Below are 20,216 nucleotides of genomic sequence, written 5' to 3'. Positions count from 1 at the left end.
ATAATATTTTAAACGCAGTTTAATTTATTAAAAAGGCCCTGTTGAATTGTATTCAATAGGGCCTTTTTATATAGTAGTAAATATAATATTATTTAAGATTTAGAGGAGCGTGTCATTGAAGAAAGATTACTCAACTAGGTTGACTTTAATTCAACGAATTCAAACAAATCACGAAGATGAGCATTGTTGGGAAGATTTTGTTGAGACCTATAAAAATTATATTTATGTCATTATACGCAATTTTAATTTAAAAAATGAGCTTAATGAGGACCTGCTGCAAAATGTTTTATTAAAGCTTTGGAAAGATCTTCCCAAATTTGAATACAGGCCCAATAAATGTCGTTTTCGTACATGGTTAAGTTTAGTGACCTGTAATATTGTGAAAGATTACCTCAAATCAAAAGCAGGTAATAATGCCAAGAAAGAAGTGCAATATGAAGAAGATTTTCAAAGTATGAGTCGTGTGACTGAGCCAGAAATTGAAAAAATTGCTGAAAAAGAATGGAAAGTCTTTATTGCCGAAAAAGCTTATGAGAATATTAAAAATGAATTGTCAGATAAAATAAGGTCTGTTTTTGAACTGGCAATGCAGGATATTGCTGATGAAGAAATCGAAAGCCGTATAGGGATAGCCTCTAGCTCGGTTCGTGTGTACAAACAACGAGCGCGAAATGCTTTGATCAAAGAAATCACCCGCTTAAACAAGGAATTAGATTGTCATTAATCTTTTTCGATTATTTTTATGCGCCAGTTGAGTTTCTTTTTGAGTTTAAGGTCAATTTGACCAGGCGAAGTGATTAGTGTTTTAAGTTGTTGCATGGAAAATAAGCTTCGGTAATCCAGTATCTCTAAACCACGAATATCCAAAACTTGTAAGGTAGAATTTCGCAAAGGACTCAAATCCCGGATTTTTGTATGGGCAATATAGAGTTCACGAAGTGATGTATTCGAGAGGCTCTCTAGATCCGCTATTTGAGTTGAGCTGACATTTAAGCTCAGTAAAGGCATCGAGCGGAAAGTGATAAAATTCACGATCGATGTATTCGAAAAATCGGCTTTTTGAGCAGGAAAATTTTGTAACATATAAGGCTGGACTAGTGTGGGGTTATTAGCTAGGCTCAGGTATTTTGTGGGAGCATCATAGTTAAGTGATATTTCATTGTCTGCGTTGGATAGAGCAAGCAAGAGTGATGCAAGCTGGAGTCTTTCTTGATAAGTTAGCTTTGAGTAGATTTTATGGTGTAATAAATCAGAACTCAAAGTATTCGAAATACCGAATTCCTCATTGACTTTAGTCGTCAGCTTATAAAAGTCTTCGATAGATTTTGGCGCCTGATTTTCACTTAAATAGTCTAAGATGAACTGACTGAAATGATCTTTTTTACTTAAAGGAGATAAGGAACTTAAGGCAGTTGGGTAATCTTCCGTAATAAAACAAAGCAGTCCTTTTAATTCCTTGGCAAGACTATTATTCGGATTTAATTCCAATGAATAATTGACAAGTTCTAAGGCTTGATAAAATTGATCATTTTGGAATTGTATCTTGGCATCAGCAAAAATTTTCTTAGCAAGTAAGGAACCGCGAAGATCACTTTCTTGAGTCTTTTGGCGGAACTTTTCGGCGAGGGCAATCGCGGTGTTTTTAGATTTTTTTAAGTTCACAGTGAAGAGAAAAGTTGATGTGCTGATAATGACCAAAGCTAAAAATAAACTAATGACCAAAGCTTTGTTACGTTTGATTAAAAGACTAACGATTTTTAGGTTGGAATTTTTTTCTGCTGAGATGGCAAAGCCATTGCGAAAAGCCAATATATCATTTTTAAAATCCTCCACAGACGCGTAACGTTGATCAAGTGGAACCTGTAAAGCTTTGAGGCAAATGAGTTCTAGTTGAGCCGGTAAATTTTTAATTAAAGTGGAGGGGTATGTGAAATCACCTTGCACAGTTTTTTGTAAAATAAGCTCTATAGAATCGGCTGGGAATGGTTTCTTTAATGTTAAGATAGTGTAGAGCATGGCTCCTAAGGAAAATATATCACTGTGCCTTCCTTTATTTTCCTTCATCAAGGGAGTTTGTTCGGGAGCCATATAGCCTGGCGTACCTTTAAGGTAACCATCTATAGTTTGGTTTTCCTGATGAATTGAATTGAGTGAGTATTTATCTAAATCTGAAAAGGCATCGTCGCGGTAGGCACTATCATCTAGTACTATGGCAAGCCCCCAGTCACAGACATAGACTTCACCATATTCATCAATACAGATGTTGTCAGGTTTTAAATCTAGGTGGGCAATGCCATTTGAGTGACAGTAGGCAATGGCATCACATACTTTTAAGAAGATATCAATGAGTTCATTTCGCTGACACGTTTCTTGATTAGCCATGGCTAAATTCTTAATGAGGCTTCCCAGAGTTTGCCCCTGGATGAACTTCATCGTAAAAAAAGGCGAGTTGTTTCTAAAACCCATGTCGTAAACAGGGATGATATTCGGGTGCTGTAGGAGAGAATTGATTCTTCCTTCACGGAGGAAAAGTTCTTCTTTTTTATGATCACAAGAGTCTTTTAATAAGGCGAGGGCAACAAAACGATCGGTGTATTCATCGTGACATTTGTAGATAATTTTGTGACCACCGACTGCATGTTCTTGTAGTTGTGAATAGCGATCAGCTTCATTTTTTATTGAATCAATAATGGGAGTTTCGGCTTCATCAACAAGAAGAGAATTGGCTTCATCAAAAATTTTCGAAAAATTATTGTTGGTAATCTCATTCTTGTTCATTCTAAGGCACTCGCTTCTAGTTCAAACATATAAACTATAATACGAGACCTATGCTGAAATAAAATTAATAGCTAAATGTTTTATAAATAAATTTGTTATAAAGTCTTCATTTTAATGATAAATAGATTTATCATTAATGAAAGCAATGTTTTTTGTAACAAGCTTGATTTCTCTTCGCTTCTCTATTTATATAATAACAAGGATATATAAATTATGACTAAAATCATTTTGAATAGAAGACCGCAAAAAACAGCCTCCTTTTCACTTATTGAGTTATTGGTGGTGATTGCCATAGTGGGTATCCTATCATCATTTCTTTTACCCGTGCTCGCAAAAGCAAGAGCGTCTGCAAAGCGAACTCAATGCACGAATAATCAAAAACAAATCGCCACTGTTATTTTTATGTATTTAGAGGATAATGAGGGCTACTATCCCGTCTCACATAACATTTCCACTCAAGTTGATTATGCATGGTCGTGGGACGATAAGCTAAGTGACTACGATAGCCGTAACTTAAGTGATGTAGACAAATCAATTTGGGGTTTTGATGTGGATAGTGAGCAGGCTAGTGGCAGTCAGCTCTATCGTTGTCCCTCTGATGCGAGGGGAGAAGTCAGTGCGTTAGATAAAATATCTCGTTCGTATTCACTCAATCAACTTTATACATTTACTTCATGGGCCGGACGTGGGATGACGAGTAACCCTTGGGAGACAGATGCGGATAAGGTTTATTCACGTTCGTACACAGATGTAAATCAAGCGAGTGAAAGCATTGCAATGGCAGAGAATCCATATGATAATAATAGTACAGGCCATCAATCCAGAGCAGTAATGGCAGTTGAAAATATTCATGCCAAGCAGGGAGATAAGTCTTATTGGAGTCATGATCTTTGGAAAAGTAATTATTTATTTGTCGACGGTCATGTGAGTTACATTTATTACCCAGCGACTTACCAGGGCTCAGGTTCAGATCCATGGTCATCTACAGACACACGGAATACATTGTGGGACTGTGGAAAGTAGCTTGTTTATTACAAAGCCCCATTAATGTCCATTTTACACGTAGAGGCTCATGGGAAATTGCAAAAGAAGTGAGTAAACATATAGCTCAAAAACTAAAGTTTGGAGACTTATCATTTCCTCGTTTTTCTGAGCTCCAAAGAGAAATTCATAAATAGCTTATATCGTAGGTGTTTAAGCCTACTCGAGTAGAAAAATAAAAGTAAAATGCTGCTCGTGTGAGAGCATACGATGGCAGAAAATAATGAACCCATGTATTTTTAGAGTTAAGTCGATGAAGCATGAAATGAAGTCCATGGTGCTTGAATAAGATAAATATAAGTACCGAAGGTATGCCATGTAGAAAGTTTTTCATGATTGAGAAATGCATTGCATACAGCACAGCAGCCATCAGATTCATCCGATTAAACCCCTTAAAGATGAGCTTAAAAAAAACTTAAGCTTATTTTATTAATTATGTATGGGGCTCTGCCCCAAACCCTGCAAGGAGCTGCCACTCCTTGACCAGGCGGATGGATTAAGTATGAATTGAATATAGTACGGTACTCATTTCTGCTAAGATTTAAGTGTAGGAGCGTAGCGACAAGCGTTGGGATTCTTAAGGGTGCTTCGCATCCTTACGCGGGTATTGGGCAGAGCCCAACTTCATCTTAAAAACCCTTAAGTTCCCACTCATTAGGAGAGCCACCGCGGGCGGGAACTTAAGGGTCTTTATACGTGCTACTACCTTTTTTAGTAGGGCCCCGAGGGCTCCTCGGCCACCGGAGGTATTTATACTGGGGCGGAGCCCCAAGTTTGACTAAATGAGGGACGAGTCCCTCATACTCCCACCAAGGACTTGCCAGCCCTTGACCCGGCGACTGGTGCGAAGCCCCATATGTTTTTCTCCGCCTGTGTGGCAGTACCCTCCGGCGGGCGGAGCGCCTCCGGCGGGCGGACTAGCTTCGCAAAAACCCACTATAACCCCTTAAGTGTCCTTCATTAGGAGTCCCTTTTTCGTATGGAGTGCATCAAAGCTAATTGAGTAATGCTTAAAGAAAGGCTGAGTTAGCAGCCTGTTTATCAAAAGTCTCAGTGAATGCGTTTTATCTTATTGATATAGTAATAATAATCCCCTTGCATATCATTCCACTTAATCGGAAGTTGAGATTGTTTACGTTTGAGCCATGGGTCCTGACTCGTACCAATGTTGAGGAATTGTTCTTTGTTCAATCCTCTGATGCCCATTTTATGAGCAGGTGAATCAGGAAGGAAAGAGAGGTCTCCAGTATCAAGTTCAGTAAATTGCGGGTCAGCAACTAGGCTGCGACTATCTTGTCCTAGAGTTTGAACGTCACGAAGGAATTTGCGTGCATTCTCAGTATTTGGAGAATAATAAATATTATCGTTGAGCATAGGACCCATCATAAAAGTTTTATAGTGGAAATGATTAATATCTCCTGTGGAGTAGAAGATGTTTTTTCTAAAGTTTGAAGTGTATTCAGCTTTATTTCCTGCCATACCTGTAGTGAAGCGCGTATTAAAAAAGAAATTATTTTCAAATGTGTTTTGACCTTTCATACAAAGTCCATCTTTAGCAGTAGTACCTAATAAGACATTAAAGCTTAAGAGTGACTGATGAGAATCATCATCAGTCCGGATCATAGATCCTTTGGGGTGATTATAGACCAGGTTATAACGAACTAAGTTTTCATTGCCATGAGCGGAAAGGTAGATGCCATTACCATCGTGAAGCCTTTTCATACAGTCGTGTACTTCGTTAAACTCAATCACATTATGGCGAGCATGCATGTAGGGTTCATAAAGCTTCCAGTCTAAAGGGTCTTTAATATTTTTGATTTCCGCCCAACGAATCGAGGGCAGATGTTCACGTGTGCCTTTTGGGAATTGCCAAAACTTAAAGGGATTCTTATCTGTTCTTTGATCTTTAGGGAATTTTTGTTCAAAAAAACGTCTCCTCACACCGGCGACAATAATACCGCTATAGCCCTGATCATAAATGTGGTTTTTGGCAATGAGGTTATGACCACTTTGCCAAATAAAGATGCCTGGCGAATGCCAGAAGAGGGTGCCAATATCAGTCAGTGTATTATTTACTATTTCATTGTGGTGATTGACGTCTTTTTTGCCTGGCCCATAACCTGCAAGCAGTATGCCAGTGCCACCCAATTTACTAAAGTAATTATCGTGGATTTTTATATTTTGACAAAAAAGGTCTAAACGGATGCCATCGCTTCCTGAATTAATAAAATTACATTTGCGAACTTCGCAATTTTTTGCACTGCGAAAACGTAATAAGCCATTGGCTTTGTCCCACATATTCCAGTCGTGTTGAAGGCCGATGTCATCTTTGCTCCAACTTTGTCTATCAGCATGGGTGAAAGTAAGGTTTTGGAAGATGAAATTGGAAGCCGGTTTTTCCTTCTCTCCTTTTAGAGAAGCATCACTTTGACCGGCCACGCGGATGAGTTCATCTAGGTAAGGGGCAAAGATATCCTTTGGTTTAGTAGCTTCAGGCCAATAATAGAGAGTACCATTATTGAGGCACCATTCACCAGGAGTATCTAGATATTCTAAAGAATTCTCGATCTTCCATTCGCCACTCATGATGTAGGTAGCAGGTATTTTCAGTGTAGTTTTATCCTTTTTGATTGATTCAATAGGCAAGTAATTGACTAACCATTTTCGAGTTGGTTGACCAAATAATTCGACGTCATCAAAATTCTTAAGTGCGGTGATTTCTGGATGATTATTAAATTCTAAACGACTTTGAAGAGTATTGCAATAAAAACGACTCGGTGCATCATTGCTGAGTTCAATCATTTCAGAACTTGAGCGTTTGAGCATTTTGTCATTTTTAAATAAGACATGGAAAAAATGTGTATCCTTCGCCCATGGAACTGATGCGGACCAAATCTTGCCGTTTTTCAGTTTTGTCTGCTGCCAATCCTCAATTTTTCGTGAACCACTAATAATTGCAGGCGCGCTATTTTTTGAACGTATTATAGTTTTGGATTCAGCTCCAATTTCATTAAAAATCAGTGTTTCACTTAATCGATGAATTCCGGGATGAAGAATAATTTCAATAGTACCTGAATACTTATCTTGTCGTAGTTTTTGCCATTGTTGATGGGCTACACGTAAATTTGACTTGATATTATTTGGATATGCATGGATTTCTTTAGCTTGTATCAAGCAAGTACAGAAAATGAGGAGATAGAAAATTTTATTCATGATAATACCTATGAGGAAATGTTATTTAGAGGTCAAATGCTTAGCTGCAGTCTTTGCATCAATAGTAAAACTCCATACTTCTCCGGTAATGAGTTCATCATCGACGAGGGTATCGACACGCCAAAAATATTGCTCACCCTTTTTTAATTGTGGGCAAGAGTAAATATTACTGTCTTTGAGTTCAGCCATAAGTTTAAGTTTCGAAGGCTTAGTGCCGAAATAGATTTTGTGACTTTGGGCTTTGTAAGTTCCCAGAAACATAAGGTCAACTTTTGTGCTACTCAGTTGAGCTCGGTTAGGGGGGATTGCTTGACTCGGCCGCAAAGCCTTATGACCTGGGATCCAGTAGTGCTTAGCTTGACTCTGATAGGCGCCAATATCAATTTTCGGACCTAATTCTTTAAAGCCTTGGACGGAGGTGTAGGCATTGGGATTTTCTTTTTGTTCGATGTTTTTGCCTGCAGAAATTAAGGGGCTATTTAATTGGGGGCGGAAATCTAAGTTTTGCGGATCCCGCAAATATTTATAAGCCGCACCAGCTTCTTTCATATTATGATCATGTTGACCGGGTAGCACATTATAATTTAAATCTTTGAAATAGCGGCTGCCATTTTTATAATTTTGATCTCTTCTTTCAATCATACGTAGATCCCAGCTTCTATGACTGATGTTCGCAAGGTTATTGCGAATAATCGAGTTTTTATTGCCCATGATACCATGCATGGCTTTGAAACCTTGCACACTGAAATTAAAAGGCTCATTTGTAGGTTCGGGAAAATAATTACAGTTGATAATCGTATTATTGAAAATGAGGTGACGATCACCTTTTACTTGGCTAGGTTGAGTATTCCAAATGACGTTAAAGGCATAGAGGCCATCTCCATAAACACTACCATCTTTCTGGAAGATGTTCTCGCCGTGGTAATCAAAACGAACACCTTGGCGATTGCAATCATGTACCCAGTTATGTGTGACAGTAGCTCCTTTTTGAACTCTGGTGCCGACATTGATGCCAGAACCATCGTGCTGTAGATTACCGGCATCAAAGACACGGTTAAACTGGATAGTAACAGAATCTTCTATGGCGCGTATTCCTTCTGAATTACCCGTTTTTGATAATGTGCTGTGAGTAATGGTACTAGCTTTTCCAAGCATGACTGACCCGGAACCGCCATTAGTGTTTACGTCCCATTCAATATCTTCAAAGCGACAATTTTGAACTAGAGTATTATCACTTCTAAAAGTGATAGGAGCATTAGAGCGTGAATAAATACAATTGATAATCTGATTGTCTTTACCACCAAAAAATGCCGACATGGTATTATTGCTGTTGCCATTAAAAGCTTTAAACCAGTCAAATTTTCCGAGCACATATTTGTTGGCACTTAGATAGTCGAAACGACAGTTTTCAAAACGGATATTTTCACAATCACGAACATTGTAGCCTGCTGCAAAAAAATGGAGGTTTTCGAAACTGACATTTTTCACTTTACTTAAGTCAAGCATGAAATCATTTTTCCGAGTAGAGAACTCTATCTTAGCAAGCTCTTTTATGTTGTCAGCCTTGTAGTAGAGGAATTTATTATCTTTGTCATACCACCATTCATTATCTTGATCTAGGGCAGTTAAGCCATATAAATAATAAGCTGTATGACTTTGAAGCTCCCGCAGTTTTATACCTTTTGGGTCATAGGAAAAATGATCACTACCAGCTTCGTGCTTTGTTACGGGGCGAGCCCACGTTAACCAGTGACCTATATTCAAGACTGCGATAGCACCAGTGAAATCGAGGCCAGAACTGGCTAGACTTTGTGTTTTAGAACTCGTGTTATAACGACTGTCACCTTCATTAAAACCATTTTTATCATGTGATTTAAAGTGATCGTCGTAGGCAAGTCCTAGACGGCTTTTTCCCGTGGGAATTTGGTTTTTATATCCACCGTTGAGGCTACGCATGCCTTGCGTCATTCGCCAGATTTTACCGTCTTCAAAAGTAGCATTGGGCCAGCGAGCTAGATATGAGTATTGATGATCTACAAAGACTTGCCAAAGAGCGCGCTTAATTTTACTGCGGTATATGTCTTGCTTATAATGTTCCCACTTGGGACTCAGTTTTTCAGTGCCATCAATGATCACTTGTTCACCAGGGTAAGCAGATATTTTGATTTTTTTATCAAGATTTTTAAGTTTGATAATTTCTCGATATCTTCCTGCTCGTAAATAAATCGTACTATTGGTAGGAGCGCTTTTAATTGCAGTGTCAATAGAGTTATAAGGCTTTTCTACAGAACCATCGCCATCATTACTATTGGAGATATGAACAAAAGTAGAACCCTGATCAAGTTTCAGGGTTGCGCTATGTTTTTTTACAGGACTATCTATGCTTGTTTTAATATGTGTAGAATAGTTTTGATGACATGAACTTATCAGGCATATAAGTATGGGGAGAAATTTAATCATAATTTTAATATCCTATTCGATGGGACGAAGGCGAATTGATTTTAATTTAAATAATGGACCGTGATTAGTGCTAGTTTTCCTTAGAGAAATAGTATAAGCACCAATTTGATCCAGATTGATTTTACCTAGGGAGATATCTTCAAACTGTCCCCATTTATCGGTGTTTTTAGATTGTCCTTTGAGTGTCTGATTATTAAATTTCATTTCAAAAGTACTTTCAGAGCCTTTAAGGGAGGTGTTTAGGATAACTTCGTAATTGCCGGGAATAACAATTTCCTGCTTCCAGCTAACGCTATCTTTATTAGAATTGAAAGAGCGTAAGCTTTGGCTACGTTTTTCATAAACAATGCTGCTACCAGTAATACTCGCTTTGCTTAATGGAAGGCTAATATCATTACTGGAATTCGCTTTTCGATCAGGATTTTTTGGGAAGCTTAGGCTATCTTCAGCAAACTCTAAAACGATTACAGAAGAATTATCATCATAAGCTTTACTTGGTATGTGGATATTAAAGCCCTGTGATATGCTTTCGTATTCTAGTTCTACTTGTGGCTGATTAAATACATAAGCTTTTGTAAGTGTACCTTCAAGGCCGTTAATTTGTAATTGATTATTATTTGGCCAATCAAAAACATGGAGGAAGAGCTTATTATTCTTTTTGAGTACTCGGCCCCAAGCACTTGCTTTTACGGGAGCGTATTCTGTGTTGTATAAGACTTTGGCATGAGTTTGAGTCCATTTTCCCATTTCATTTAAACGCTCAATACAGCCATCGGGAAAAGTGCCTTCTGGAGTAGGGCCTACATTCAGTAAGAGATTTCCACCTTTTGAATTAATATCAATTAATTTTTGGATGAGCACTTTGCCACTTTTCCATTTTGTGTCGTGAGCCTTGTATCCCCAAGAGTGATTAATTGTCCAACAAGCTTCCCAAAAATAATCTAATTTTTCCCCAGGAGTTTGGTTTTCGGGAGTGCCAAAATCGTATTTGAATTCTTTTCTTTTCGCGACGCGATTATTGATGATGGCAGTGGGCTGAATTTTACGAAGAAAACGATACAGGTCTTGGCCATCTTCCATTGTCCAAAAATCATTCCAGTCACCATCAAACCAAAAAATTTGGGTATCATATTTATCCACCAATTCTTGTAATTGGTTTTTCATGTATTGAATATATTTGCGTTTTTTTACGGGTGAAACCATTTTCATTTTAGCCCATTTATTCCAATGGCCTTTAGCGCCCTCGACGGAGACTTGTGAATCATGATGCCAATCAATAATAGAATAATAAGTTCCAAATTTGAGGCCGTATTTTTTGCAGGATTGACTTAGTTCTCCAAGTAAATCGCGATCAATTCCCGCGGTATCTTTTATATCGAATGTAGTGTACTTGCTATCCCAAAGACAAAAGCCCTCATGGTGCTTGGTAGTAATGACTAAGTACTTCATCCCTGCGTCTGAGGCAGCTTTTACCCATGCGTCGGCATCGAACTGCTTTGGATTGAAAGCTGCGGCGACTTGCTCGTACTCTTCTTTAGGAATATCAGCTTTAGCTTGAATCCATTCGGCATAAAACTCCATTTCTTTACCCTGCCATGAGCCCTTTAGGACCGAGTAAGCACCCCAGTGAATAAACATGCCAAATTTGGCATCATTAAACCAAGTCATACGCTGATTTAGATCTTCTTGATTAATGGCTTTGGGTGCCGCTGGTGCTTGGCTGATCAGTAGGAAGAGAAGGCTTATTAGGAATAACTTCATGGTAATACTCACATATCTAGGTTTAATAATAAAATCTAAACAGATAAGCGCAATGATTTTTTGAATGTTACAGGGCATGTGAATTTATGAATGAAATAATCAAAGCTTATTTTAGCGAGCTATAAATTCAATTTAGATTCTTAAATATGAGTAAAGAAAAAAGCCTCTTCAATGATGAGAGGCTTTTCTTGGTATAGTCTATTGTTGCTGACTTAGTCTATGTAGTAAATATTATTTTAACGTACGGAAGTTTGATCTTCATTTATGTCGATATCAACTTCGTTCTCAAGCTCACTTAAGAGTGCTTGGACGTCGAGAATTGATTGTTTTATATTGACCCATGAACCGGGAGCGATATCTAAAGACTTCATTTCTTGTGCATAATAAATATCAAGTTTACTGGTGTCTTTACGTGCTTCAACAGGTAGGTAAACAATCGTGTCCTCAGAACGTTCGAAAGTTCTACTAGGGGTAAAGCTTTCGTCGGAAGAATAGTGGGCGACTGAACTCAAGATCAGTTCGTCCATTACGAGCTTGATTTTGTCACTACCGAAAAGTAATTGATCAAAAGCTTTGTCCATAGGGATTTTATTTATATAGCTACCGTTAATAAAGAGTGAAACTTCTTTATCAGCACAACTTAGAGAAATGTGATACTGACTTTTTCCTGATCTTAGAGCTTTAGAGGCTTTTTGATTCAGTTCACCACTATTTAAAGTACAGAGGTGTCGCTCATTTATTCGTAAGGAGAGCACTTTTTCATCTTTTGATTTGAAGCTGATGATTCTCGTGTTATCAACTGTGATTTTTTCGGGAATACTTAACCAGAATTCTAGTGCCCACGCATCCTTAACTTCCTGCTGTAAATCGATTTTGATGGGAGTCGAACTTGTGATTGCCCATTCTTTTGATTCAGTGATATCGAACACTTTGAACTTAGCAACTTCTTTTTTTACTGGCGTCTTAGCCGTTTCCTTTTTTACAGACGCATCAGTGATCTCAACAGCATCATCAGAATCACCTAATAGAGTCATCGCTAAGTAAGCGATTCCACCAAGAAGTAAAACACCCACAAGAGCCATTACTACCAGTGGTTTCTTACCCTTAGAGGTACTTTTTTTCTTTTTGAGTTTATTTAAGCTTGTGGTTACCGTTTCACTTACATCTTCATGAGGCTCTGCTTGATCTTGAGTAGTTGAACTAAGAGATAATTTTTTGTCATGCCCTTCTGCGAGGTCACCCGGTGCATGTAAATCTGTTCCAGACTTGAGTGTGAGTCCGCCAGGAGGAGGCGGAGGGGTGTTACTATTGATGGGAGGGGGTGGAGGTGTGAGCCCACCAGGAGCTTTTAGCCCGCCAGGAGCTTTTAGCCCACCAGGAGCTTTTAGCCCACCAGGAGCTTTTAGCCCACCAGGTGCTTGTAAACCACTAGCAGGAGTCTGTAGTGCAGGACTCGAGCCTTCTTCACTTTTGGAAGCTAAGCCGGCACTGAGGCTCAGCCCAGATCCAGGAGCGGTGATAGGTCCTTTTGATGAAGAACCCGGTTTGGGCAGTTCTAAGCCTGAACCAGGTGGGGTAACAGTCCCCATCTTACCCTTTAAGCTTAATTTTGGTTTTGTTTTAGGGGGTGCCACGTCGGGTTGAATATCAGTTTTTTTTGGCTCATCAGTATTAGTTTTATCGATGACAGCGTCACTTGGAAGAGAGCTGCCAGGCTTGCTAGAGGGAGCACTTGAAGAAATATCGATGGCATTACCCAGTATGGCACTTTTTGAGAGTGTCATTGTATTTAGATCCATAGAAGCTAATGGGTCGTCAGCAGACGCTTTGTTATCAGCTGGTTTTTTAAGCGAACTCCCTTTGAGTTTAAAATCACTTTTAGCAGGGCTAGGAGCAGGAGTTGCACCACTAAGGCTTGATAAACTACTTCCAGGTGTTTTTGATAAGCTTTTCGTTGCTTGATCGAGTTCTTGAGCGGCTCCAGGTAAAGTAGTTCTTTTGAAAGCCATAGTGGGGACACCCATATCGGCGTCCATGTGATTGGAACTAGGAGAATTACTGGCAGGACTTGGTTTTTTTAAATTTGAGCCGGGTTTATTTAAGTTGGAGACAGGTTTAGCTGGGGCAATTTTAGCATCGAGTAAGGATCCACCAGGTTTTTGTAAATTAATGGAGCTACCCGCTTTTTGTAGTTTGGAACCAGGAGAGACAATACCCGTAGCATTCATATCTATTGTGGGTTTGTCTTTACTTGTAGCTGCAGCTGTATCTATTACAGACGCGGGGAGTGCAGAGCGTTTAAATACCATCGTATTTGTATTATCATCATCCTTGGATGGACTAGGGATACTAAGCTTGTTTTTTAGAACAGGTGCTTTTTTTAAATACTGATTTCTAAGTGTGCCAGATTTGAGTGCTAACTCGGGCATGGAAAATTCTTCGTAGTTTTGCTGATCAGCATCAGGCATTTTCTCAAGAATCGTATCGGTTTCATCTTCCTTAAAACCGATTTTAATTAAATTATCTTTTAAGGTGCTCATGAATTCCTCTTAATATTATACGCCTTGAGTGTCTTCACTCCAGATGAGTTTATGTAGTTGGATTTGCATACGAATGTTAAGGCCAGATTGCAAAATCAACGTCGCCAATTCTTTGCGGCACATGACGCCAAAAACTGTAGACATGATTACATTACATTTTTTTTCAATTTTGTATTCGCGAATTGTTTTCTCAGCCCATAAAAAGTCGTCTTTATTTTGGATAACAAACTTAACTTCATCCTTAGAGGTGAGTTTAGCTATGTTGTTAAGGTCATTTCTATGTGTCATCTTACTCGCGGGACATTTGAGATCCATGATTCGAAATGATTGATTTGAGACAAGATCAATATCCATGTGGCCCCCTGTTTCGACGAGTACGGTTTTACCGAGATCAAGTAATGCTTGGACTAGTAAGCCCGCATCATCTTGGGCGAGGGGTTCGCCACCAGTGACCTCAACTAAGTCACAGTCAAGGTCTTTGACTTGTTCAATAATATTTTCTATTGAGATCTGATCACCACTTGAAAAGCTATATTCAGTATCGCACCACGAGCAACGAAGGTTACATCCTGAAAGGCGAATAAAGGTACAGGGCAAGCCCGACCAGGTGGATTCGCCTTGTAAACTTTTGTAAATCTCGGTGATATAAAGCAATTTAAACGCCTGGTTTGATTTCTAAAGAGATATCAATTGAGCCAGCAGAATGAGTTACGGCGCCCACAGAAATGTAATCTACGCCCGTAGCAGCAACTTCAGCAACTCTTTCTTGAGTGATGCCACCGCTTGCTTCTAAGATGCATTTGTTTCCCGTCATTGAAACAGCCGTTTTCATGTCTTCGTTTGACATATTATCTAAAAGAATATAGTCAGCTTTGGCGTCTAAGGCTTCTTGTACTTCTTCTAGCGTGTCAGCTTCAACTTCAATCTCGATTTCTGGGAAGGCTAATCGGCAAGAACGCACCGAACGTAGAATGCCACCTGCACCTTCGGCAGCCGCTAATTCGCGGTGATTATCTTTAATCATGATACGGTCATAAAGGCCAAATCGGTGGTTCGTGCCACCGCCACAAAGAACGGCGTACTTTTCTAGTGCGCGTAAGCCCGGAGTCGTTTTTCGTGTATCTAAAATTTTTGCCTTGCTACCGGCTGTCTCTTTAACAAAAGAATGTGTTGTAGTCGCAATCGCACAAAGGTGCTGTAGGAAGTTAAGGGCGACACGCTCACCAGTGATGAGTGCGCGAGCATTGCCTTTAGCGATGGCCATGATTTCGCCCTTTTTACATTGCTCACCTTCCTTGAGGATGATTTCAAAGCTAGAGGAAGCGTCGAGTTCTTTGAATACAGCTTCAGCCACTGTAAGGCCCGCAATTGTACAATCTTGCTTGGCGAGGAAATTTGCGGTGCAATGGAGGTCAGTGGGAATACAGCCTAAAGTGGTAGCATCACCACTACCAACATCTTCAATGAGAGCGGTTCGGACAGCCGTTTGGATTTCGATTTTTAACTTGTCAGTAATCATGTTTATTTCCTGAATTTTTGTCTGCTGTGCAAAATAGTCATAAATATAAGAAGTGCAATGACTTGACTTAGGATGAGCACCATGACAGCGATATTGGCCTTGATTAAAGCGATGCCTGAAAGGCAAATAATCAGACAGAGAGCGTGAACGAGTAAAACGGATGAGCGACGAGAAAAACCCATTTTAACAAAGCGGTGAGAGATATGGTTGTGGTCACCAATATATACAGGCATGCCTTGTCGTGTACGAATAACTATTACTGATGCTAAATCAAAAATTGGAATAGCTAAAATGAGTAAAGGGATAATAAAGGGATAGCCGCTTTGATGAACTTCACCAGATGTGTAAGTCACTAGGACACCGCATACTCCGAGCATGTAGCCCACGAAATGACTTCCCGAATCACCTAAGAATATACTTGCTGGATTACAGTTGAAGAGATAGAAGCCGAGGCATGAACCACAGGTTACAGTAGCTAAAATTGAAACGAGATATTGCTCTTGTAAACCAGCCGATAGCGCAAAGGCACCAGCGCAAATAGCCCCTACGCCACAGCAAAGGCCATCCATGTTATCTAAGAAGTTTACGGCATTGAGAATAGTGAGGAGTATAAAACCAGTAACTAAACTTGCTGAAAAGGGTTCTGGGATAAATGAAACTCTTAAGCCTGCAAATGCAGTGCCAAAACAAAGTAGAGCTTGAAGAAAAAGTTTGAATTTAGCCGACATGGGTTTGCGATCATCTATTAAGCCAACAATGACAAAGCTTACAGCACAAAAAGCAATAACAAAAAATTGATTGAGAGCGGGATTTCCACGACTGAAAATATCTGAATAAGAAGAAGGGAGTAAGTCCAATTTATTCCGAGCAACAAAAAGACCTACAAGCAAAGTGCTGAGCCAGGCCAAGCAGACAGCTGTACCACCTAATAAAGGCGTGGCGTCACTATGCATTTTGTGGCCTTCCGAGAGAGGTTTATCAAGAATATTAAGCTTCCACGCAAGTTTACGGCAAATGGCAGTGAAGACTAATGCAAGTATAAAAGACAGCGCCATAGCAGCTAAATATATAGTCCACCAATCTTTCACTATTATTTCTCCGTAGGTGTTTTTTGTAGCATAAGGTTAGCTTGTGCAGCAATACCTTCTGCGCGCCCTAAAGAGCCCATCTTTTCAAAAGTGGTAGCTTTGATAGAGATATCATTGATAGTAACATTAAATAGTTTAGCCACAACTTGTCTCATAGAAGGGATATAGGCAGCTAGTTTTGGCTCTTGAGCAATGATCGTACAGTCCAGATTCACTAAGGACCAGGGGGCTAAATATTTAGACTCAAGAACATATCGTAAAAGTTCGACACTATTAGCGCCCTTAAATTCTTGCTTGGTGTCAGGAAACCATTGGCCGATATCTCCCAGTGCTAGAGCACCTAAGACGGCATCCGTAATAGCGTGCAACAAAACATCAGCATCAGAATGGCCCAAGAGGCCTTTGCTATGGGGAACTTTAATTCCACCAATAATTAAATCACGTCCGCTAACAAGTTGATGGACATCGAAACCAGTTCCAACTCGGTACATTACCAACCTTCAGAGAGTTGGGTGATCACCTTTGTCGAAAGGTTGTAACAAGCTCTTTCCAAGCCTTCTCTTCTATCTTGGTCAATACTTAAGCCTTCCGAGAATTCGCCGTGGCCACTAAGTTTGAATTTTTGTATAAGCAGTTTTTTTGGTGTGACGACTTCGTAGTCAAAAGAGACAGTGACACGATAGTTGTCGACGCGATAGTTATCCTTGTCATCGTCGTTTCTAGAAAAACCTCGTTGCTGATAAGTGAATTGGGGGACAGTTCCTTGAATGATGGCGTGAGCCTTGCCTTCCCCTGCGTTGACTAATTCATAGGTGCCATCTTGGAGGATAGCTTCTTTTAATTTAGCCATCATAAATAATGAGAGTCTTGGTTCATTACTTAAATTTGTTATCTTGCCAATACTGACTTTCTTAATTTGGGGGTGCCCAATATCGCCAATTTGATAGCCAGAACACGAACTCAAGATAAGAGCGAATAAAAGACTTAGGAATACACGCTTGATCATTATTTATCATCCTTTTTCTTTGTTGTATCAGTGTTCTCTAGAGGAACTAAATCCAAGCCTAGATCTTCCACAGGGACAAGATATTTACCGTTACTATCTTCTGGACGAACTATTGTACGTCGTGTTGAGCGATCCTTAGCTTGTGGTGCTAAAGGTGAGAAAATTTGTTGTTCAAGTGTCTTCTGAAGAGCAGTATTCTTTTTTCTACTTATTTGCTTAGTTTTGAGTTCACCTTTGTAGTTACTATCAATTTTAGCTAATTTTTCTTCGGCAGCAATAGCGGCTTCTGTATCAGGGAAGTCAACAATGACTCGGTATAAATAACGCTTCGCAGCGGCAGGGCGTGAATGAACTGGATCTAAATAAAATAAAGCAAGATTAAAAGTTCGCTCAGCTTCCACTTCATCAAGGCTTTTTATTTGATCTTTAGCTTCTGTTAATAAAGGGTGCTTGTTATATTGGTTTATAAAGAGCCTAAGTTGTGTTCTAGCTTCTCGCATAAGTTCAAGATCACCATAGATGCCTCGCATGCTACGAATATTAAACTGAGCAATATAAATTCGTGCATAGCCAGCTTCATCAGATTTGGGGTAGGTCGCGATCAGTTTGTGGTAAGTACTCATAGCAGCAATCTCATCGTCATCATCTTGTTGAAGCATGCCAATGCGCAACATAGAAGTAGCCGCGCCTTTAGAATAGGGGGCTTGAGCAATCAGGTCTTCATAGAATTGTATGGCTTCTGCTGAAGAACCAAAGAAATTTGAATTACCACTTTTTTCATAACGAGCATTAGAAATCTCAAACTGTAAGTTGAGAACTTTTTCGTAATCAATGTCAAAGTTGTAGTCCTCAACTAATTCTTTTAAAATATTAAAAGCATCTTCGAGTTCCCCTTGATGGTAGAGGGCTTTCGCTTTGAAATATTTAAGAGAGGCAATTTGTTTACGATTAGTTTCAGTCAAAAGAGCATTATCGACGTCGGTAATGACTTGGTCGTATTTTTCAAAAGCTAAGTGCTCTTCTATTTTTTTATTGACTGTTTGAGCAAAAATTACATGGCTCATAAGAATCAATAAGAGAATTTTTTTCACGGCAACGAGGCTCCTTTTTCCAGTATTTTTAATGATGACTCAAACTGAATTCCCTTTGAACTTAGGTCTTGCAGTCGGCCAACAATAAATTTTAAATTGTTTTTATCAGCTTTATGTAAATCATTTTTATGCATTTGCAACTTCAATCGGACCGCATTTAAAGCCTCATCAGAGGGATTGGAGCGATTCAATAGCATACACAGCATTTGCATATCTTTATTCACTACTTCAGATTTGTAACTATTAAGATAAAGGAAAATAGTCACGGATGAGCAAAGCGCAAATAGACAAACTAGAACTAAGGCTTTTATAAGTGCATTCTTTTTTACTTTTTTGTGGAAATTGTCTAATTCTTCACTTAAATGAATCGCGTCTTGATAACGATTGTCGGGTATTTTATGAAGGCAACGACGACATATTTTCGCGAGCGTAGGGTGAATTAAGCTCCCTCCGCGACCACGTTTAGGAAAAGAAGGCGTGGTATTTTTGATTTCGTTAAAAATTTGTCGAAAATTTGTCGAGTTTGAATTGGTGAAAGGATGGGTGCCGTAAAGGATCTCGTAGAGAATGATTCCCATCGCAAATACATCTGTACCACGATTGGTGCTGCGTCCAAGCCCAAGAGTTTGTTCAGGAGCCATGTAGGCCGGAGTCCCACTGATTTCACCATTCATAGTTAAGCGAATATCGCCTTTATCCTCAAAACGGCTAAGTTCCTTTTCTTCAGGCATAGGGTCATCTTGTGGTTCCTGCTCATTGAGGTTCCTAGCTAAGCCCCAGTCCAAGAGTAAAACACGCTCGTATTCATCAACCATGATGTTTTCTGGTTTTATATCGCGATGAATTATATTATGCTCATGAGCATAAGCTAAGGTATGACAAGTGGTTTTGAATATTTTTAAAAGATCTTTTAGATTCTTTTCGTCATAAATTTCACGTAAGGTTTTTCCACTAATGATAGGCATTGAGTAAAAAACATCATTATTACCGATTTTCCCCAAGTTGTAAACGGGGATGATGCCGGGGTGTTGCATGTAGGCCATGATGAGCGCTTCGTTGATGAAACGCTGAGAGACCTTTACTTTCTTTTTATATTGGTCTTTGAGGATCTTTAAAGCAACACTACGTCCGAGTTGCAGGTCACGTGCTTTGACAATCGTTGAATTCCCGCCACGACCAATGATCTTACGTACGCGATAACGATCGTTTAAATCGGGGAGCTTGTCAAAGATATCTAGATAGTCATGATCTTGGGAGCTGCTGTGGAAGTCGTCTTCCGCCAGTTCTTTGTTATAGATTGTTTTAACAGCTTCCATTAAAGATTACTGGAGTAGGGGTAAGAGCTCAGCTGCTACTTTATCACTCAATTGATTATCTGGTCGTTTATGACGAGTCGAATAAATGCGGATCTCGCAAACGTTATCTAATTTCTGTTCAAGTTCTAGAGAAACTTCGTAACCTTTTCCAAATTTACCCTTGATCGATAAGCTTGTTTTAGAGCTGTGAGTTATCTGCGCTCCAAGATCATCAGCTAAATATTGAAGTGAGGGATAGAATAAATCTTTGGCCTGCTTATCAAGATGGATATTGATATTGCCATTACGGGCCATGTATTGGCCATTCTCATCTTTTAAGTTGGCAGGCGTTTGTACGCAGCTAAAACTTAGGGCGGCTAAAAGGGTAAAAAGTAAAAAGTTTTTGATCATTGATTATTCCTAA

The 20,216-nt window shown here is 39.4% G+C and carries 15 protein-coding genes; 2 read left to right on the top strand and 13 right to left on the bottom strand.

Annotated features, from left to right (window positions below; all coding sequences use genetic code 11):
• Window positions 1–115 precede the first annotated feature (115 nt).
• Window positions 116–724, top strand: a complete 609-nt coding sequence (locus tag PQO03_RS06885; RefSeq protein WP_274148996.1) for an RNA polymerase sigma factor — start codon at window positions 116–118, stop codon at window positions 722–724.
• On the opposite strand, the gene PQO03_RS06880 is transcribed toward PQO03_RS06885, so the two are convergent.
• Window positions 721–2,778, bottom strand: coding sequence for a serine/threonine-protein kinase (locus tag PQO03_RS06880; RefSeq protein ID WP_274148995.1), 2,058 nt, complete (start codon window positions 2,776–2,778; stop codon window positions 721–723). The two genes, PQO03_RS06885 and PQO03_RS06880, sit on opposite strands and share 4 nt — an antisense overlap.
• Window positions 2,779–2,991: 213 nt before the next feature.
• On the opposite strand from PQO03_RS06880, the gene PQO03_RS06875 reads away from it, so the two are divergent.
• Window positions 2,992–3,801, top strand: coding sequence for a DUF1559 family PulG-like putative transporter (locus tag PQO03_RS06875; protein WP_274148993.1), 810 nt, complete (start codon window positions 2,992–2,994; stop codon window positions 3,799–3,801).
• Window positions 3,802–4,869: 1,068 nt separating this feature from the next.
• On the opposite strand, the gene PQO03_RS06870 is transcribed toward PQO03_RS06875, so the two are convergent.
• The 12 genes from PQO03_RS06870 to PQO03_RS06815 form a co-directional block, all read right to left on the bottom strand.
• Entirely contained in the window at window positions 4,870–7,032 is a 2,163-nt protein-coding gene (locus PQO03_RS06870; protein ID WP_274148992.1) for a right-handed parallel beta-helix repeat-containing protein, read from the bottom strand.
• Window positions 7,033–7,053: 21 nt separating this feature from the next.
• A complete protein-coding gene (locus PQO03_RS06865) occupies window positions 7,054–9,492 on the bottom strand; it encodes a right-handed parallel beta-helix repeat-containing protein (protein ID WP_274148989.1) in 2,439 nt (812 codons plus the stop codon).
• A gap of 12 nt (window positions 9,493–9,504) precedes the next feature.
• Window positions 9,505–11,253, bottom strand: a complete 1,749-nt coding sequence (locus PQO03_RS06860; protein ID WP_274148988.1) for an alpha-L-fucosidase — start codon at window positions 11,251–11,253, stop codon at window positions 9,505–9,507.
• Between the two features lie 236 nt (window positions 11,254–11,489).
• Window positions 11,490–13,793 (bottom strand): hypothetical protein, encoded by a 2,304-nt coding sequence (locus tag PQO03_RS06855; RefSeq protein WP_274148986.1) that lies wholly within the window; start codon window positions 13,791–13,793, stop codon window positions 11,490–11,492.
• 15 nt (window positions 13,794–13,808) lie between these two features.
• Window positions 13,809–14,447, bottom strand: a complete 639-nt coding sequence (locus tag PQO03_RS06850; protein WP_274148985.1) for a radical SAM protein — start codon at window positions 14,445–14,447, stop codon at window positions 13,809–13,811.
• Window position 14,448: 1 nt separating this feature from the next.
• Window positions 14,449–15,312 (bottom strand): carboxylating nicotinate-nucleotide diphosphorylase, encoded by an 864-nt coding sequence (gene nadC, locus PQO03_RS06845; protein ID WP_274148983.1) that lies wholly within the window; start codon window positions 15,310–15,312, stop codon window positions 14,449–14,451.
• A 2-nt stretch (window positions 15,313–15,314) separates the two neighbouring features.
• Window positions 15,315–16,400: an MraY family glycosyltransferase gene (locus tag PQO03_RS06840; protein WP_274148981.1), complete on the bottom strand. Its 1,086-nt coding sequence runs from the start codon at window positions 16,398–16,400 to the stop codon at window positions 15,315–15,317.
• A gap of 2 nt (window positions 16,401–16,402) precedes the next feature.
• Window positions 16,403–16,891 carry a 2-C-methyl-D-erythritol 2,4-cyclodiphosphate synthase gene (gene ispF, locus PQO03_RS06835; RefSeq protein WP_274148979.1) on the bottom strand — a complete coding sequence of 163 codons (489 nt, stop codon included), beginning with the start codon at window positions 16,889–16,891 and terminating at the stop codon, window positions 16,403–16,405.
• On the bottom strand, window positions 16,891–17,406 hold the full coding sequence (gene lptE / locus PQO03_RS06830) for an LPS assembly lipoprotein LptE (protein WP_274148977.1): 516 nt from the start codon (window positions 17,404–17,406) through the stop codon (window positions 16,891–16,893). The genes ispF and lptE overlap by 1 nt, the downstream gene beginning before the upstream one ends.
• Window positions 17,406–18,497, bottom strand: coding sequence for a tetratricopeptide repeat protein (locus tag PQO03_RS06825; protein ID WP_274148975.1), 1,092 nt, complete (start codon window positions 18,495–18,497; stop codon window positions 17,406–17,408). The genes lptE and PQO03_RS06825 overlap by 1 nt, the downstream gene beginning before the upstream one ends.
• Window positions 18,494–19,813 (bottom strand): serine/threonine protein kinase, encoded by a 1,320-nt coding sequence (locus PQO03_RS06820; RefSeq protein WP_274148974.1) that lies wholly within the window; start codon window positions 19,811–19,813, stop codon window positions 18,494–18,496. Before PQO03_RS06820 ends, PQO03_RS06825 begins: the two co-directional genes overlap by 4 nt.
• A 6-nt stretch (window positions 19,814–19,819) precedes the next feature.
• Window positions 19,820–20,203, bottom strand: coding sequence for a hypothetical protein (locus PQO03_RS06815; protein WP_274148972.1), 384 nt, complete (start codon window positions 20,201–20,203; stop codon window positions 19,820–19,822).
• Window positions 20,204–20,216 lie beyond the last annotated feature (13 nt).

The organism is Lentisphaera profundi, from assembly GCF_028728065.1.
Lineage (GTDB): Bacteria > Verrucomicrobiota > Lentisphaeria > Lentisphaerales > Lentisphaeraceae > Lentisphaera > Lentisphaera profundi.
This window is presented reverse-complemented; position numbering and strand designations above follow the sequence as displayed.

Coding starts and splice junctions, on each gene's coding strand:
- nadC (WP_274148983.1), bottom strand. CDS start 15,312: ATGATTACTGACAAGTTAAAAATCGAAATCCAAACGGCTGTCCGAACC.
- lptE (WP_274148977.1), bottom strand. CDS start 17,406: ATGATCAAGCGTGTATTCCTAAGTCTTTTATTCGCTCTTATCTTGAGT.
- PQO03_RS06820 (WP_274148974.1), bottom strand. CDS start 19,813: ATGGAAGCTGTTAAAACAATCTATAACAAAGAACTGGCGGAAGACGAC.
- ispF (WP_274148979.1), bottom strand. CDS start 16,891: ATGTACCGAGTTGGAACTGGTTTCGATGTCCATCAACTTGTTAGCGGA.
- PQO03_RS06815 (WP_274148972.1), bottom strand. CDS start 20,203: ATGATCAAAAACTTTTTACTTTTTACCCTTTTAGCCGCCCTAAGTTTT.
- PQO03_RS06860 (WP_274148988.1), bottom strand. CDS start 11,253: ATGAAGTTATTCCTAATAAGCCTTCTCTTCCTACTGATCAGCCAAGCA.
- PQO03_RS06875 (WP_274148993.1), top strand. CDS start 2,992: ATGACTAAAATCATTTTGAATAGAAGACCGCAAAAAACAGCCTCCTTT.
- PQO03_RS06870 (WP_274148992.1), bottom strand. CDS start 7,032: ATGAATAAAATTTTCTATCTCCTCATTTTCTGTACTTGCTTGATACAA.
- PQO03_RS06855 (WP_274148986.1), bottom strand. CDS start 13,793: ATGAGCACCTTAAAAGATAATTTAATTAAAATCGGTTTTAAGGAAGAT.
- PQO03_RS06865 (WP_274148989.1), bottom strand. CDS start 9,492: ATGATTAAATTTCTCCCCATACTTATATGCCTGATAAGTTCATGTCAT.
- PQO03_RS06880 (WP_274148995.1), bottom strand. CDS start 2,778: ATGAACAAGAATGAGATTACCAACAATAATTTTTCGAAAATTTTTGAT.